The organism is Sinomicrobium weinanense (genome assembly GCF_018863395.1).
In the GTDB taxonomy this organism is placed as follows: domain Bacteria; phylum Bacteroidota; class Bacteroidia; order Flavobacteriales; family Flavobacteriaceae; genus Sinomicrobium; species Sinomicrobium weinanense.
The window spans coordinates 821878-838243 of sequence record NZ_JAHKRR010000001.1; the positions used below are offsets into that span (position 1 = coordinate 821878).

The window sequence follows — 16366 nt, forward strand, 5'->3', positions numbered from 1 at the left end:
TGAGATTCCGGACAATTATCGTACCTTTACGCGGCGGGAATCGTATAAATACTCCTTAAAGTAATGCTCAGGCCTTCTATCCGGCAGTTGCCGGTACTGCCCCTCGTTTTGCTCTCCGGCTATTATTTCTACGACCTGCCGGCCGCTTACCATAACGCGGCAATTATTTCATTCACTAAAAACCTGACGACTATATGGCGAGATCACAAGAGAGTTTTGGCAAAAAAGAAAGAGAGAAAAAGCGGCTGAAAAAGAAAAAAGAAAAGCAGCAAAAGAAAGAAGAACGTAAAGCAAGTGGCAAAAGCAGCAACCTGGAAGATATGCTGGTATATGTCGATGAATACGGCCGTCTGACCGACACCCCGCCCGACCCGGCAAACAAGACAGAAATAGATGCGGAAAGTATTGTAATAGGTATCCCTAAAAAAGAAGAAGAAGACGAACTTCCGTCTGAGTTTCACGGCAAAGTGGCCTTCTTTAACAACTCCAAAGGCTATGGCTTTATCCGGGAGCAGGAAACAGGGGAAAAATATTTTGTTCACATCAACGGCCTGCTGGATGACGTAGAAGAGAACGACAAAGTCGTCTTTGAACTGGAAAAAGGGCCCAGGGGAATGAATGCGGTTCGCGTAAAAAGAGTCTAATCCATAAAGCTTATTCCTCCCGGATCGCCCGGCATTTATAATATCTCTATCTATGTTGTAAATACGTGCATAAATTACGGAGGCGTTTTCCGGGATATTCTGAAAAACTTTTCGAAGTCCGTTTCTCTGTGTGGCTTGGCTGCATATCACCATTCCGTGGAGGTCATAAACACACAGAGAAAGAAAACGGCATTGCGGCATGGCAGTTACTTTATTGCTCCTTAACGGATCGGCCTGTGCACAATATTTCTAAAGATACCTTTTTGTAATCATTCTTCATCGTCCGTAGAACAGAAAAAGATTCGCCTCGCCTTGCGAAATGAGTTTTATAGGTATCGGAAGATTGATCTTAAACATTTTAATCTCCTTCAATCTTACGGCGTAGCCGGGTCAATTTCCTATCAATCTTTTAACCCTGCCTTTATACCACCGCCTTTTACCTCGCAGAAAAATGTTTGCTGTTAAATAAAATACAATTGTTTTGTTGACCGCTACATATTATGTAGCTTTGCTACACTAAATGTAGTGAAAGATAAAACTATGGCATTTCCAACACCCGGAAAACCTGTAAGGGGTTCCAGATCAGGTCAACCGATCATGGCACTTTTCGATCTTTTGGGGCGAAGCTGGGCCATGGGGATCATATGGCATCTCTCGGCAGGCCCCGGTACATTCCGCGCACTTCAGGAATATTGCGAAACCATTTCTCCGACCACCCTCAACAAGAGAATAAAAGAACTGATACAGGCCCGTATGGTCACAAAGACCCTGGAAGGTTATGCCCTTACGGAAACGGGCGAAGAACTTTTTAAAATGCTGTTTCCGCTGGGTAAATGGGCAAAAGATTGGGCACAAAACCTGAAAGAAAACAAATAATATGAAATGCCCATAAGCAAAATTGTTATGCCAACCGACATGCTTGTTCCGGGCATTCCATGCTGTGCCGGGTTTGTCGAAACATAACCTGTGAAAATTTATAGTGAGTTTACCGGGCCGATAAATAAAAAATAAACAGATGAAAGCAGTACAATATTATAGCAATACGGGGTTTGACAGGGCTCCGCACCTCAGGAAAAAGGAAGGTGAAGTTTTCACCGGCAAAACGATCTACTTGTGGAAAGGTAAAATTTTTACGGATCACAAGGGCAGTCCCTTTGTCCCTTTTACCGGGAAAGAGAGTGCTCTTTCCGACCGGCTCTTTTTTCTGGGGTGTGAAGGGCATAGTGAAATACTGTGTACCGACCTGTCGCACCTGGAAGACGGGATATTAGGCCATTTTACAGGGAAGGGCAGTTTTTACGACCTGCGTGAAATAGCCCATCGGCTGAGCAGAAAAGACGCGGCCGTGCTGGCCTATGCCAAGGGACTTGCGGAATGGAATGCCGGGAATGCCTTTTGCGGAACATGCGGGCATAGCACCCGGAGCCTGGAACGGGGACACAGCAGAATATGTGCCAATGCCTCTTGTGCAAGGATCATATATCCACGGATAGACCCGGCTGTTATTGTTTTGATAGAATACCGCCCGGAAAACGGAGAACCCCTGTGCCTTCTCAACCGCGTAAAAACTTCCGACGGGTATCGCTGTTCTACCTTTGCAGGTTTTGTAGAAGTAGGGGAGAGCCTGGAAAATGCCGTGGTGCGTGAAATGAAGGAAGAAGTGGACGTAGATGTAAAGCATATAACCTATGTTGCCTCCCAGCCCTGGCCGTTCCCGTCCTCTGTAATGATCGGTTTTACGGCAGAAGTTAAAACAACAGCATTTTGCGTGGACAACGAGGAGATCAAGGATGCCGCGTGGTATTCGGCAAAAGAGATCAGGGAATTGGCCGCCAGCGGCCAGCTGGTCCTTTCTAAAAGCGATTCTATCGCCCGGTCCCTTATAGAGCATTGGGTAGAAAATAACGAATGCGTTGAAAGCAAGGTCCGATAGATAGGAGTAAAAATCAAAATATTATATCGTTGCCATGCGGATCATAAATAAACCACTGCCCGAAGAATACCCCGACTACATCTGTATTTACATGGACCTGCTCGGAGAGGACGGAAAAATACTGGAACACCTGGAACAGAATTTTTCAGAGATCCGGGATTTTATTTACCGGCTGCCCGAAGAAAAGCTGTATTACAGGTACGATACCGGTAAATGGACCATAAAGGAAATCCTGGTACACCTCATAGATGACGAACGTATTTTTGCCTACCGGGCACTCCGTTATGCCAGGAATGACGATACCCCTCTTCACGGTTTTGAACAGAATTCCTATGCTCGATATTCCGAAGCAGGATCCCGAAGCCTGGAAAGTATTTTTTCCGAATACGAAGCCGTAAGGAAAGCCACCATAACCCTTTTCGAAAACCTGCCCAAAACCGCATTGGACAGGGGAGGGCGTTCCGCGAGCGGGCTGTACTGGAGTGTCCGCGCGCTGGTATATCATATTGCCGGTCACGAACTGCGCCATTTCAATATCATTAAGGAGAGATATCTGTAAGGGATTCGTTTCCCGGTGAAAAAATTTAGACAGTTCCTTAAAATATTTTAAGAACAGATCCGACTATAATAATATACCCCGCTTGTTATCCGGGGCAGATGAAAAAGAGATTTGTTCTAAAAATATTCTGCTATGAAAAAGGTACCTGTTTTAAATCCGGCCCGGAGATTCCCCGACACTTCTGCCGAGAAAAAAGGGATCATCATTATTCCGGATATTAGTGGTTTTACCAGTTTTGTTCGCGATATCGATGCCGTGACCGGAAAATACATTATACAGGATTTGCTTTCTTCCATAATAAACAGCAATATCCTCAATCTTAAAGTTTCCGAAATAGAAGGAGATGCCGTATTGTTTTACGGTTACACCATGCCCCCGGATATGCAGTGGATCATGCGGCAATACGAGATCATGCTCAGGAGTTTTAACCAGAGACTGTCCCGGCTGGAAAAGTATGTAGGCAGAAAAATTGACCTTTCACTGAAACTGATCGCACATTACGGCTCATTTGCCGAATACAGTATAGGTAAATTCCGGAAATTGTATGGAAACGTGGTCGTGGAAGCCCACCAGTTACTCAAAAACCCGATAAAGAGCAATACCTATATATTGATGTCCGACAGCCTGGTAAAAGCCCTGTCCCCGGCACTGGACTATCGGCCGTTGCACGAAATGAACGGTAGCCTGAAGGATATTGGCTATACGTATTACAACTATGCCCCCGTACGGATTCAGTAATCGGTAATTCGGTAATCGGTAATCAGTATCTGGTTTATCAAAAAAATACACCGATTACCGAACACAGGTGTCTTCCGTGAAACTTTAACCTCCAAACATTTTAATTCCGTGGCGTTTTTGCTAACTTTGAGAAGAATGTTTCCCGTAATATGCGAAATACCGGGATGTTTCCATCAGTCTTTTCAAACCCTTTTATAACCAAATCATATATTATGCCGGCATTGAACGTAGCGCAAAAACTTATTCGTTCTCATCTTATCGAGGGTGAAATGATCCCCGGAAAGGAAATCGGGTTAAAAATAGACCAGGCCCTGATGCAGGATGCCACGGGTACCCTGGTGCAACTGGAACTGGAAGCGATGAACCTCAAACGTGCCAAAACGGAAGTTGCGGTTCAGTATGTAGACCACAACCTGCTGCAAACGGATTTCAGGAATGCAGACGACCATTTGTTCCTCCATTCCGCAGCGCAGAAATTCGGATTGTGGTTCAGCCGTCCCGGGAACGGAGTAAGCCATCCTGTACATATGGAACGTTTCGGAAAGCCCGGGAAAACCCTGGTTGGGTCGGATAGCCATACCTGTGCTGCCGGATCGCTGGGTATGCTGGCTATCGGAACAGGAGGGCTGGATGTAGCGGCAGCCATAGCCGGACAACCCTATTATGTGAAAATGCCAAAAGTTATGGGGGTAAAGCTCACCGGGACATTACCGCCCTGGGTGAGCGCCAAGGATGTGGTCCTGGAAATGCTTCGCCGCCATGACGTCAAAGGCGGGGTAGGCAAGATCATAGAATATTACGGGGACGGCCTTAAACACCTTAGTGCGATGGACAGGCATGTCATTGCCAATATGGGGGCTGAACTCGGAGCTACCGCAACCGTATTTCCCAGTGATGAAGAAACCCGGCATTTCCTGAGATCACAGGAAAGGGAAGATGACTGGACGGAATTAAAGGCCGACGAAGGTGCGGAGTACGACCTGCACGATGAGATTGTTCTCGACGAACTCATTCCGCTTATTGCGTTGCCCACCAGTCCGGGAAATGTAGTTCCCGTTCGCGAGGTAGAAGGAAAACCCATCAGCCAGGTGGTCATCGGTTCCTCCGCCAATCCCGGCCTGCGCGATTTCTGGATCGCAGCCGAAATTGTAAAGGATAAATTTGCCAGCCCGGATGTTTCCTTTGACATCAATCCCACCTCCAGACAAATTATTCAAAACATGATCGATAACCGGGCCTTTGCCAATCTTATCAAGGCAGGAGCCCGTTTTCACCAGTCCGGTTGTATGGGATGTATCGGTATGGGGCAGGCACCTGCGTCGGGGACCATAAGCCTGCGGACCATGCCGAGAAATTTTCCCGACCGTTCAGGAACAAAGGACGACCAGGTTCACCTGTGCAGTCCTGAAACCGCAGCCGCATCTGCCCTTACCGGGAAAATAACCGATCCCCGTGATATGGAAAAATTATACGGGATGACCTACCCGGAATACCGCTCCCCGGAAAAAGAGATCATCAACACCGATATGCTGGTCGCTCCTCCCGAAAATGGGGAAGGGATCGTGCTCAAAAAAGGCCCCAACATCAAATCCCTGCCGCAGATATCTCCTTTACGCGACAATTACGAGGTTCCGGTATTGCTGAAAATGGGAGATAACATATCTACGGACGAGATCCTGAAAGCAGGGGCAGAAGTATTGCCTTTCCGGAGCAACCTGCCGGAGATCAGTAAATTTGCCTACATAGTGATCGATGAGACCTTTTATGACCGCGCGATGAAAAGCAAAGAGGAATTTGGCGGACATATCGTAGTTGCAGCCGACAACTACGCCCAGGGGTCCAGCAGGGAACACGCTGCCATAGCGCCGAAATATCTCGGCCAAGTGGCTGTCATCGCTAAAAGCTATGCGCGCATCGCCTGGCAAAACCTCGTGAATTTCGGTATCCTTCCCCTCGAATTTGTGAATAACAACGATTACGACAAAATAGACCAGGGAGACATGGTGGGTTTCAAAAACCTGGTAGCGAATGTAAAGAACCGGGAAGATATTGAAGTGAAAATTGTAAAAAAAGATGGAAAGACCTTAACGGTACCTACGAAACACTCCCTCAGCGACCGGCAGATACGGGTGTTGCTCGTAGGAGGGATCATCAATGATTTTAAACAAAAACTGGCAGATTAAATAAACGGACAAACTAAAATATTTGACAAAAAAATGCCATTTGATTTTCAATCTGCCTGGTAAATACTTCCCTGAATTTTTCCCCGGATGGCGCTGATTTTCGCAGAAAGCAATAAAAATCAGCGCCTATTTACGAGATCTGCGGGCTGTATTTTTCATGCAATAAATTAAAGTCATTGTTTTATGAAGCCTCTATATCCCTTTGTTTCTCATTCCATTAATGGTCCGGTTCAGGCTTCTCAACGTCACCCCGAGATAGTTGGCAATATCCCGCTTGGCAATCACATCGATAAGCCGGGGAAATTGTTTTTTTAACCGGAGCAGGTTATCCTCTATGGCGTGCGATTGGTGGTAGGAATGCCGTATGGCCGTGTAGTGCACTTTGGAGGCAAGAGCTTTAAGGATTAATTCGTTGAATTTTTTATCAGTTTGCAATAATTCCCCGAAACGGTCGCCCGGAATTTTACAGACTTCCGTATCCGTAATGGTTTCCAGGGCACAGAAGCTCGGATTACCGTTCAGTACTTCGATTTCCCCGAAGATCTCGCCTTCACCAAAAAACTCCTGGATAAAATCGTTGCCGTTGTCTTCGGTCAGGTAGCATTTTACGATACCGCTTTTTACAATGCGGACAGAAAGCACCCTTTTCTTCTGGCCAATGATCTCTTCCCCGGGACCGTAGGTCTCACAGGTGATGCCCGAATCTTGCAGTTCGGTAATGTATTGTAATAATTCCCTGTTGATGCGTATCATAATATGGGACAAATGTCCTTTTTCATTATCAAAAGTAATGTTTCCTTTGCAAAGGATAAAACTTAGACAGTTTCTAAGAATAGTAAATGCAAATAACTCAAAACAATCGTCCTATGCCATCCAACAGATTAGCAGCACAGATAGCGTTTATCCATGAGATCGACAAACTGAAATATATCCGGCGCAAGACCCGGCTGTTCAACAGTGACAGGAATGAAAACGATGCCGAACATAGCTGGCACCTGGCCGTGATGGCCATAGTACTTGCCGAGCATGCCGACGAAGACATAGACCTGCTTAAAGTACTTAAAATGGTACTGATACACGATATTGTGGAAATAGATGCCGGAGACACTTTTCTTTTCGATACCGTAAAAGGCCACGACAATACAGAAGAAGAACTGGAAGCCGCAAAAAGGATATTCGGCGTGCTCCCCGAAGATCAGGCCGAAGAACTCATTAAAATATGGCAGGAATTCGAAGCCAGAAATTCCCCGGAAGCAAAATTTGCCAGAACACTGGACAGGTTTGAACCGGTACTGCAAAACATTTCCAACAAGGGCGGTACCTGGGCCGAGTTTGACATCAGTTATCCGAAAGTCATGGAAAAAGTAAAAGTGATCAAAAATGGTTCTGCCAGGATCTGGGACTATTCAGAAGCCCGGATCCGGGAGAGTGTGGACCAAGGCATATTAAGAGAACAGTAAATGTAAAGAGCTACGGATAAGCGTATATTTCATGTGTATATTTTTTAACAATCATTATGTCCCAATTTGCATTTAGCAGCCCTGTATACAATTTTCGCTTCGGCCTGGTTTGTCTCAGTTCATTGTTGTTCTCCTCCAGTTACAATATGCTTATTCCCGAACTTCCGGCCTACCTGAGCAGGCTGGGAGGTGCGGAATACAAAGGACTGATCATTTCCCTTTTTACGCTCACTGCCGGGTTGTCCCGCCCTTTTAGCGGCAGGTTAACAGATACTATTGGCCGTATTCCCGTGATGATCGCGGGAGGTATTGTCTGCCTTGTATGCGGACTGTTCTATCCGGTGCTGGGAAGTGTTTCGGGCTTTTTGTTCCTGCGCCTTGTACACGGATTTTCCACGGGATTCAACCCTACGGCCACAGCAGCATATGTAGCAGATATCATCCCCAGAGAGCGATGGGGGGAGGCCCTGGGGTTGCAGGGCCTCTGTTTTAGCCTGGGTTTTGCCCTTGGGCCTGCCATAGGCAGTCTTGTTAAGCTGCATTATTCCTTTGATATCCTGTTTTACACTTCCTCAGTCTTTGCATTGCTCTCGGTTGTTATACTGGTAAACATGAAAGAAACCCTTGGCCATAAGCAAAACTTTAACCCGGGGCTGCTACGGATCACAAAAAGAGATATTATTGCGCCCGAAGTATTGCCCGCAGCTATGATCACCTTTTTTTCCTATGTGGCCTTCGGTATTATTCTCACCCTGATCCCTGACTGGAGCGAACACCTGGGGATATCCAATAAAGGAGCGTTTTTTATCGCTTTTACCATATCTTCCCTGACTGTCCGTATCATCGCCGGCAAGGTTTCCGATAAAGTCGGGCGGCCACCGGTCATATATGTAGGGCTGGTCTTTCTGTTTGTTGCTCTTCTGCTTATAGGTTATTCCGGCTCATTTGCCGGGTTGATGACCGGTTCTGCCGTTTACGGTATGGCCATGGGTATATTGCCCCCGACCTTAAATGCCTGGACCATAGACATGAGCCTTGAAGGACAACGGGGAAGGGCACTGGCTACAAGATATATTGCCCTGGAAGCGGGAATCGGACTGGGAGCGTTTTTTTCCGGTTGGTATTATTCAGATATCATTAACAGGATCCCCGCGATCATGTATACCGCCGCAGTTATCCCGCTGATAGCCCTGGGGTATATGTGGTATCTGCGATATCGCCGCGCGGAGGTAAAGCATCGGTAATAAACCACTTACAGTAAAAGTACAAATAAATCGCGGGAAAACTTCGTCAAATAAATCGTTTGCAATACATTTGATATTCAGTTTGCGAATGATTTGAAAAAGGAGAAGAAAAAGAGATCGAAGTTTTTACGGATCGCAGCGAGGATATTGCTGGGGTTTTTCGTGTTTGTCATACTCCTTCTTCTCTTTATCCGTAGTCCCTGGGGGCAGGGGATCATCGTGGATAAGGTCATCTCGTATGTTTCCGGGAAAACCAACACCAGAGTAGAAATAAAACGCCTTTTTGTCACCTTTTCCGGTAATATTGCCCTCGATGGGTTATTTCTAGAAGATACCAAAGGAGACACGCTTGTCTATTCCCGGAATCTTGAGGTCGATGTTCCGTTGTGGCCCCTTATCCGGGGCAGGGATATTGCAGTAGACCGGGTGGACTGGTCGGGCTTAAAGGCAAATATTATCAGGAAAGACTCCCTGGAAGGTTTCAATTTCCAGTTCCTTATCGATGCTTTTGCAGGTGAAGATACTACTGCGGTTGAAACGCCGGATACTACCGGTACAACCCCCGGTATACACCTGGGGAAGATCAGTTTTGAAGATATGGACCTGGTATATAAAGACGATGTGAGCGGTATGGACGCCCGGCTTAAGCTGGGAGAACTTTTTCTCAGGATGAAAGAGACTGACCTGGACGGTATGAAGTTCCACATCTCAGAAGCCCGGATCAGCAAAACCGATGCCTGTTATCTGCAAAGCCTGCCGTTTTCCGAAACCGATGAACCGGAAGATACGGAGACCACCATGCCCCGGCTCATAGTCGATAATTTTGAAATAGAGTCCCTCACCGCGGATTACCGCTCGCTCCCGGACGGTATTTCCACACAGGTAGACATCGGGAGTTTTACACTGAAATTACCAGGGGCCGATCTTGTAGAAAACTCCGTAAATGCAAACCTTATTCGTCTCGAAAATTCTGATTTTTTAATTGAAACTACCTCTAACGATAAGGGAGTTAAAGATACATTGAATCAAGAGGTTGAAAAGGTTGGAAATGATGAGCCTTTCGAATGGCCTGACTGGACGGTACACATCGGGGAAGTGGCTTTGGAAAACAATAATATCAGGTATTTTGCAAACGGCTCCCGGCCCGAACCGGGATCATTTAATGCTGATGCCATAAGCCTGGAAAACCTTCATTTTTCCGCAAAGGATATTTTCCTGGCCGATCGGGCAGCAGGGCTAGACCTGGATGGACTTCAATTCCGCGAGGCCTCGGGGGTCGATCTCAGGGAATTTGTTTTCAGGGCAAAGGCAGATCATAAAAACCTGACCGTTTCCGGTCTTAAGTTACTCTTAAACAACAACCGTATCCTCGGTGATCTCACCCTGGACTATAACACCATAAACGAGCTGATACAACACCCGGAAAATGCGGAAATAAGCCTTCGCCTGTCCGATTTTGCCCTGGCTACCTCATATATTTTCTATGTTCAGCCCGATCTGAAAGAGAACGAATACCTCCTTGCCCTGGGCAAACACAGGCTCAAAGGAAATATAGACACCAAAGGCACCCTGAACGCTCTTAAGGTCCCCGTGTTCAATATCCGCTGGGGAGAAAACACCGCTATTGATGTTAACGGGAACCTTAGTAACGTAATGGAGCCCGACAGCCTCAGATATGATCTTTCGGGGATTGATTTCGCTACGGTCAGGGAAGACATCCTCGCTTTCGTTAACGAAGAAGAACTCGGGCTAAGTTTCCCCGACACGCTCGCCCTGTCCGGGAATGCCAAAGGCAGCCTGCAGGACGTAGAGGCTGTACTTGATCTCCGGACAACAGATGGCGGAATAAGCCTTGCCGGGAATTTTAAAAACGGGGAGGAGATGATTTTTGATGCCGATATGGTAGCAGAAGATCTCCATCTGGAAAAATTATTGCGCAATGAGCAACTTGGCCCGCTGGACTTCAGCCTGAAAACTTCCGGAAAAACCCGCGACATTAATACGCTGGACGCTGTCCTCGAAGCAAATGTTTCCCGTTTTGAGATGAAGGACTACACCATAGAAGACCTTCCGCTTTCCGGGAAGATCACAAACGGGGAGGGAACCATTACTTCCGGATATAAAGACAAGAATGTGGATGTGGCCCTGGAAGCCTTCGTGCAGCTCGATTCCGTTTCCCCGCGGCTTGTGGCCGATATTGACCTGAAAGGAGCCGACCTGAAAGCGCTGGGCCTCATGCAACAGCCCGTAAAAAGTGCCCTGAAACTGCATGCGGACTTCAAAGGAAATGCCGAGAGTTTTACCCTGACTTCCAATATAACAGACGGTGTCGCTGTGTATGACAAAGATCCCTACACCATGGGGGGGCTGACGTTAAAAGCCCTGGCAGACACAGATACCACTTCGGTAGAAATAAGGAACAAAATACTGAACCTGGACCTGTATTCCAATACAGGCCCTACGGGAATTACCGACGCACTGCAAAGGCATTTCCGGTCCGTTTTGGGCAATGAACAGGATACGGTATCAATTGCAGGGGATTCGCTTCAAAATAAAGTTCCTGAAAAACCTGCGGAACTAAAACTAAAGGCCAGGATGAACAATGCCCCCATCCTGAGCGATGTTTTCCTGGCTGGTCTCCAGGAACTGGATACCGTACGGATGGAGGTAGACTTTAACGAGCAGGATCGTTATCTCGTAGCCGATATACGCATGCCTCATGCCAATTATTCCGGTAACGAGCTGGACAGCCTGTTGCTTCGTATCGACTCCCGGAACGGGCAACTTTCGGGGCATTTCGGGTTTAAGGGATTGAATGCAGGCCCGGTAGCTATTAAAAACACCTCGCTGGACGGACGTATTTCTGACAAAAAACTTTACCTCGATTTCAATGCTTTGCACGAAAAGGAAAAACTTGTCGGGATACAGACAGAAATATCCCGGATAGGGGATACCCTGAATATTCATATCAATCCTTCGGAGTTCATCCTTAACAAAAAGCAGTGGAGCATACCGTCTTCCAATGCCATTCTAACCCATGGAAATATTGTGGAATTCCACGATTTCCGGCTTGGGCATAACGGGCAGAAGCTGGACATCCGGAGTGAAATGGCGGCGACTGAAGGGCGGTCCCTGAGTGAAGCCAAAGGGGAGAAAGACCGTATTGCCGTACAGTTCAGCAATTTCGGGCTGGATGCTTTGTTCAGTTATCTGAACCCTGAAGAACCTCTCGCCAGCGGCACCCTTAACGGCAATATTGTAGCAGAAGACCCTTTTGGTATCCCGGGGTTCCTGGCCGACCTCAAGATAGAGCAGCTGGAAGCCATGAAGGCCCCTCTCGGAACACTTTCCGTGAACGCCAGGTCACCCGGCGGAGAGCGCTATGACTTCGGGCTCGACATGAAGGGTGGGGATATGGACATGGACCTCGCCGGGAGTTATGAGGCCGATGAAACCGGGACAATAGAACTGGACCTGAACCTGAATGAACTGAAAACAAGCCTTGCGGAGATCTTTGCCGACGGGCAGATCACCGAGCCGGGAGGATACGTCTCCGGAAAGGTGAAGGTCAGCGGAACTACGGCAGATCCGGTATACGACGGTGATTTCCGGTTTAACGATGTCCGCTTCAGGGTAACACAGCTCAATACATTGTTCCGGTTGCCCGATGAACGCCTGAAAATAGACAACGGAGGCCTGTACCTGGACAATTTTGCCTTGGCGGATGAAAATGACAATAGATTTACTGTGAACGGGAAGGTTGTCACGGAAAATGCACTCAATCCCGTTTTTGACCTGCAATTCAAGACCAAAGATTTTCAGGTGCTCAATTCTACCCGGGAAGATAACGATCTTTTTTACGGCAAGGCCTTTTTTGATATTGACGCCAAACTAACGGGCGACCTGAACATGCCCAGGATAAGTATGAAACTGAATATAGGTCCGAAAACCGATGTGACCTATATCCTCCCCGAATCCGAGCTCGATATAGAGGAAAGGGACGGGGTGGTGATCTTTGTCAACCGGGAAGACCCCGATGATATTCTTGCCAAGACCAGGAAAGAATCTGCCACCCTGTCCGGTTTTGAGGTATATTCCCTGATCTCCCTGGACCGGAATGCGGTCTTTAATGTTATTATCGATGAACGGACTAACGATAACCTTCAGGTCTCGGGAGAGACAGATCTGAGCTTTAATATCTATCCCAACGGCAGGACCACCCTGTCCGGAAAATACATAGTCAACAAGGGGCATTACGAAATGAACCTGTACAATATGGTACGGCGCAGGTTTGAGCTCGCAGAGGGCAGTAGTATCACCTGGGCCGGGGATCCGTTGGATGCCGAGCTGGACATGAAAGCCACCTATGAGGTAAAAGTGGCCGCTTCCCCCTTAATGGCAGGCCAGATCTCGGGCATGAATGAATCGGAAAAGATGAAGTTCAGGCAACAATTACCATTTCTGGTGTATCTTAACGTAGCAGGAGAGCTCATGGAACCCGATCTCAGTTTTAATCTCGATATGCCGGAAGACAACCAGGGAGCCATAGGCGGACAGGTATACAGCCGGGTACAACAGCTCAACAAGCAGGAAGAGGAACTCAATAAACAGGTGTTCTCCCTGCTCGTATTCAAAAGGTTTTTCCCTGAGTCCGGCAGTGACGGGAGTGGTGGTGGAGCAGCTTCCATTGCCAGGGACAATCTCAATCAGGCACTTTCAGGGCAGTTGAACGCCCTGTCCGATAAATTGCTGGGAGAATCGGGAGTAGAGCTCGATTTTGGATTGGACAGCTATACCGATTACCAGGGAAGCAGCCCCCAGGAAAGGACACAACTCGATATTACCGCAAAGAAAAAACTGTTCAACGACAGGGTCATTGTCAGTGTAGGCAGCGAAGTGGACATACAGGGGAGCAACCAGGAGCCCGGACAGGGCAGCCCCCTCATCGGAAATGTGAGTATTGAATACCTCCTCACACAAGACGGCAGATACAGACTGAAAGGTTTTCGGAAGAACGAATATGAAAATGTCATTGACGGACAGCTTATCGTAAGTGGCATTGCCCTGATATTTACCCGGGAATTCAATAAATACAAGGAACTGTTCGAAAAGGCCATCAGGGAAGAAGAAGATGAGAATGATGAGGATTAATGTGTCAATCAGGAGATCAGATAAAATTTTATTAAGGCAGGATATCACGCGAAGAACAAAAAAGTATATATGAGCATAAGGGCTTTGAACATACGGAAACAGACCGGGGGATTTTTAAGAAAAAGTTTTTTCGCAGGAGTGTGTGCACTGCTGCTTTCGGCCTGTAGCGTAAAAAAATACATGCCGGAGGAGGAATTGCTGTATACAGGGGCAGATATTGAAGTCCAGGTTCCGGATTCCTTAAAAGAAGGGATCAAAGACCTGGGGAGTATTAAAACAGAACTGGAAGGCGTGTTGAAGCCCAAACCCAACAGTAAAAGCCTGGGAGTCCACTGGGGGCTGCTCGCACATTACAAGGTTCAGCGAGAAAAACCGGGGTTTATCAATAAATTCCTGAACAAGAAAATCGGGGAAAAGCCGGTCTATGCTTCCGATGTAAAAACCTCAAGAACAGAAGATATTATCCGGAACCGGTTAGAGAACAGGGGATTTTTTTACAGCAATGTTACTTCTGAACTTCAAAAATATAAAGACAAGAGAGAGGCCCAAGCCTTCTATACTGTTCGGCTCGCACAACCTTATCTGATGGAAAATTACGTCGTAGACCCGGATACGGTTCCCGTAGTAAAGGATATAGAACAAAACCTGGGTGGAACAAGGATCAGATCCGGTTCGAGGTTTGACCTGGGAATGTTGAAAGCAGAAAGGGAACGCCTGGACAAAGTAGTTAAGGGCAAAGGTTACTATAACTTCAGTCCTGGCTTCCTGATCTTTGAGGCAGACACGAACCAATATAAAAATAAGAAATTCGATCTCTTCCTTCGGCTCAAAAAGGATGTTCCCCCGAAAGCTACGGTACCTTACCGTATAGAACAGGTAACCATTTATCCGAATTATGTGGCGCAAGACACGATAAACCGGGATACCGTAAAACTGGATAACAAAGATTTTATCCAGGGTGAAGATTTTTTCAAACCCAAACGTCTCGATCCTTTTGTGCTCATAAAAAAAGGGCAGCAATACAACCCGGACGTTTCCCGGAATACCAGCCGCAGGCTCACTTCAATAGGGACTTATAAATTTGTGAATATCCGTTATGACGAGATCGATTCTCTGGCTACCGATAGTACAGGGGCCCTGGCCGCCAGTATTTATTTGTCTCCCATGAACAAAAGATCGCTTCGTGCAGAATTACAGGGAGTAGCGAAATCCAACAACTTTGTGGGGCCTAACCTGGCATTAACCGTGACCAACAGAAACCTCTTTAACGGAGGGGAGATCCTCAATATTACCGCTACGGCCGGGTATGAAATGCAGATTGCAGGAGGGGACCAGGCCGGGCTGAACAGCCTGCAGCTTGGTTTGAAGACCGACCTGATCTTTCCCCGGATGTTGTTCCCCATCCGCATTCAGGACGACTGGTTTAAATACGCCATTCCAAAGACAAAGATCAGCCTGGGGGTAGATTACCTGAAGAGGAGTAAACTATACAGCCTTACCTCCGTCTCTTCTACTTTCGGTTATATATGGGATGCGAACAGGTACGTCACCCATGAGTTTAATCCCGTTTCCCTGAATTATGTGAACCTGGGAAATACCACTCCGGAATTTGAAAAGATCCTGGCCGACAATCCTTTTTTGCAAAGCAGTTTTAACCAGCAGTTTATTGCCGGACTTACATATTCTTTTACCTATAACGGTATGGTGGATGTTTATAACAGGCACCAGTTCTTTTTTAATTCTACTTTTGATATTGCCGGAAATTTAATAGACCTTTTCAGTGGAGGAAATGAAAGGCCCCGCACTTTTCTGGGCCTGGAATACTCGCAATATGCAAAAGCCGATGTAGATATCCGGTATCACTTCCGGCTGAATGGGGAACAAAAGATCGCGACCCGATTTTTTGCGGGATTGGGTGTGCCTTACGGAAACTCGGATATTATGCCGTACAGCAAATTGTTCTTTTCGGGAGGGCCGTATAGTGTAAGGGCCTTCCGTATCCGTTCTCTCGGTCCGGGAACATTTAACCCGGAAGATTCAGGCGCCGGCTCTTTTTTCGACCAGACAGGGAACCTGAGACTGGAATTCAACGTGGAATACCGATTTCCGATCATATCTTACCTCAAGGGAGCCTTGTTTGCCGATGCCGGCAATGTATGGAACACCACAGAGAACGACGCCCTTCCCGGCGGAAAGTTCAGCGGAAGTTTTATAAAGGAACTCGGCGTAGGGGCAGGCGCCGGGATGCGTCTCGATATTCAGGGTTTTGTAATACGCCTGGACCTGGCCGCACCACTTAGCAAACCCTGGCTGCCGGAAGGAAAGCGATGGAAGTTCGACTACGAGAACCCGGTGGTGAATTTTGCGATAGGATATCCTTTTTGATAAAGTTCAAAGTTTAAGGTTCAAGGTTCAAGGTTTGGGTATGAACCGAAACTTTAAGCTTTGAACCTT

At 47.1% G+C, this 16366-nt stretch carries 11 protein-coding genes; 10 read left to right on the forward strand and 1 reads right to left on the reverse strand.

What is annotated here, in order from left to right; all coding sequences use genetic code 11:
- The first annotated feature begins 194 nt into the window (after positions 1-194).
- The 6 genes from KN811_RS03615 to KN811_RS03640 all read left to right on the forward strand — a co-directional run bounded on the left by KN811_RS03615 (position 195) and on the right by KN811_RS03640 (position 6057).
- Entirely contained in the window at positions 195-644 is a 450-nt protein-coding gene (locus KN811_RS03615; RefSeq protein ID WP_187967733.1) for a cold-shock protein, read from the forward strand.
- Positions 645-1184: 540 nt separating this feature from the next.
- Complete coding sequence (locus tag KN811_RS03620) at positions 1185-1520, forward strand: winged helix-turn-helix transcriptional regulator (RefSeq protein ID WP_187967732.1); 336 nt, start codon at positions 1185-1187, stop codon at positions 1518-1520.
- A 139-nt stretch (positions 1521-1659) separates the two neighbouring features.
- Complete coding sequence (gene nudC, locus KN811_RS03625; RefSeq protein WP_216334663.1) at positions 1660-2577, forward strand: NAD(+) diphosphatase; 918 nt, start codon at positions 1660-1662, stop codon at positions 2575-2577.
- Between the two features lie 34 nt (positions 2578-2611).
- A complete protein-coding gene (locus KN811_RS03630) occupies positions 2612-3136 on the forward strand; it encodes a DinB family protein (RefSeq protein ID WP_187967625.1) in 525 nt (174 codons plus the stop codon).
- A gap of 132 nt (positions 3137-3268) precedes the next feature.
- Positions 3269-3874 (forward strand): DUF2652 domain-containing protein, encoded by a 606-nt coding sequence (locus KN811_RS03635; protein WP_187967624.1) that lies wholly within the window; start codon positions 3269-3271, stop codon positions 3872-3874.
- Between the two features lie 212 nt (positions 3875-4086).
- Entirely contained in the window at positions 4087-6057 is a 1971-nt protein-coding gene (locus KN811_RS03640; RefSeq protein WP_187967623.1) for an aconitate hydratase, read from the forward strand.
- Between the two features lie 192 nt (positions 6058-6249).
- Here the strand turns inward: KN811_RS03640 and KN811_RS03645 are convergent, their stop codons facing one another.
- Entirely contained in the window at positions 6250-6810 is a 561-nt protein-coding gene (locus tag KN811_RS03645) for a Crp/Fnr family transcriptional regulator (protein ID WP_187967622.1), read from the reverse strand.
- 113 nt (positions 6811-6923) lie between these two features.
- Here KN811_RS03645 and KN811_RS03650 point away from each other — a divergent pair, with 113 nt between their 5' ends.
- From KN811_RS03650 to tamL, 4 genes are all read left to right on the forward strand, one after another.
- A complete protein-coding gene (locus KN811_RS03650) occupies positions 6924-7517 on the forward strand; it encodes an HD domain-containing protein (RefSeq protein ID WP_187967621.1) in 594 nt (197 codons plus the stop codon).
- 56 nt (positions 7518-7573) lie between these two features.
- On the forward strand, positions 7574-8761 hold the full coding sequence (locus KN811_RS03655) for an MFS transporter (RefSeq protein WP_187967620.1): 1188 nt from the start codon (positions 7574-7576) through the stop codon (positions 8759-8761).
- A 93-nt stretch (positions 8762-8854) separates the two neighbouring features.
- Positions 8855-13912, forward strand: coding sequence for a translocation/assembly module TamB domain-containing protein (locus KN811_RS03660; RefSeq protein WP_216334664.1), 5058 nt, complete (start codon positions 8855-8857; stop codon positions 13910-13912).
- 69 nt (positions 13913-13981) lie between these two features.
- The gene (tamL, locus tag KN811_RS03665; protein WP_187967551.1) at positions 13982-16297 is read left to right on the forward strand and encodes a translocation and assembly module lipoprotein TamL; all 2316 of its coding nucleotides are present in this window, start codon (positions 13982-13984) and stop codon (positions 16295-16297) included.
- The last annotated feature ends 69 nt before the right edge of the window (positions 16298-16366 follow it).

Excerpts from the sequence above, each read along its gene's own strand:
- tamL (WP_187967551.1), top strand. The coding sequence starts at position 13,982 with ATGAGCATAAGGGCTTTGAACATACGGAAACAGACCGGGGGATTTTTA.
- KN811_RS03640 (WP_187967623.1), top strand. The coding sequence starts at position 4,087 with ATGCCGGCATTGAACGTAGCGCAAAAACTTATTCGTTCTCATCTTATC.
- KN811_RS03615 (WP_187967733.1), top strand. The coding sequence starts at position 195 with ATGGCGAGATCACAAGAGAGTTTTGGCAAAAAAGAAAGAGAGAAAAAG.
- KN811_RS03650 (WP_187967621.1), top strand. The coding sequence starts at position 6,924 with ATGCCATCCAACAGATTAGCAGCACAGATAGCGTTTATCCATGAGATC.
- KN811_RS03620 (WP_187967732.1), top strand. The coding sequence starts at position 1,185 with ATGGCATTTCCAACACCCGGAAAACCTGTAAGGGGTTCCAGATCAGGT.
- nudC (WP_216334663.1), top strand. The coding sequence starts at position 1,660 with ATGAAAGCAGTACAATATTATAGCAATACGGGGTTTGACAGGGCTCCG.
- KN811_RS03630 (WP_187967625.1), top strand. The coding sequence starts at position 2,612 with ATGCGGATCATAAATAAACCACTGCCCGAAGAATACCCCGACTACATC.
- KN811_RS03635 (WP_187967624.1), top strand. The coding sequence starts at position 3,269 with ATGAAAAAGGTACCTGTTTTAAATCCGGCCCGGAGATTCCCCGACACT.
- KN811_RS03655 (WP_187967620.1), top strand. The coding sequence starts at position 7,574 with ATGTCCCAATTTGCATTTAGCAGCCCTGTATACAATTTTCGCTTCGGC.
- KN811_RS03645 (WP_187967622.1), bottom strand. The coding sequence starts at position 6,810 with ATGATACGCATCAACAGGGAATTATTACAATACATTACCGAACTGCAA.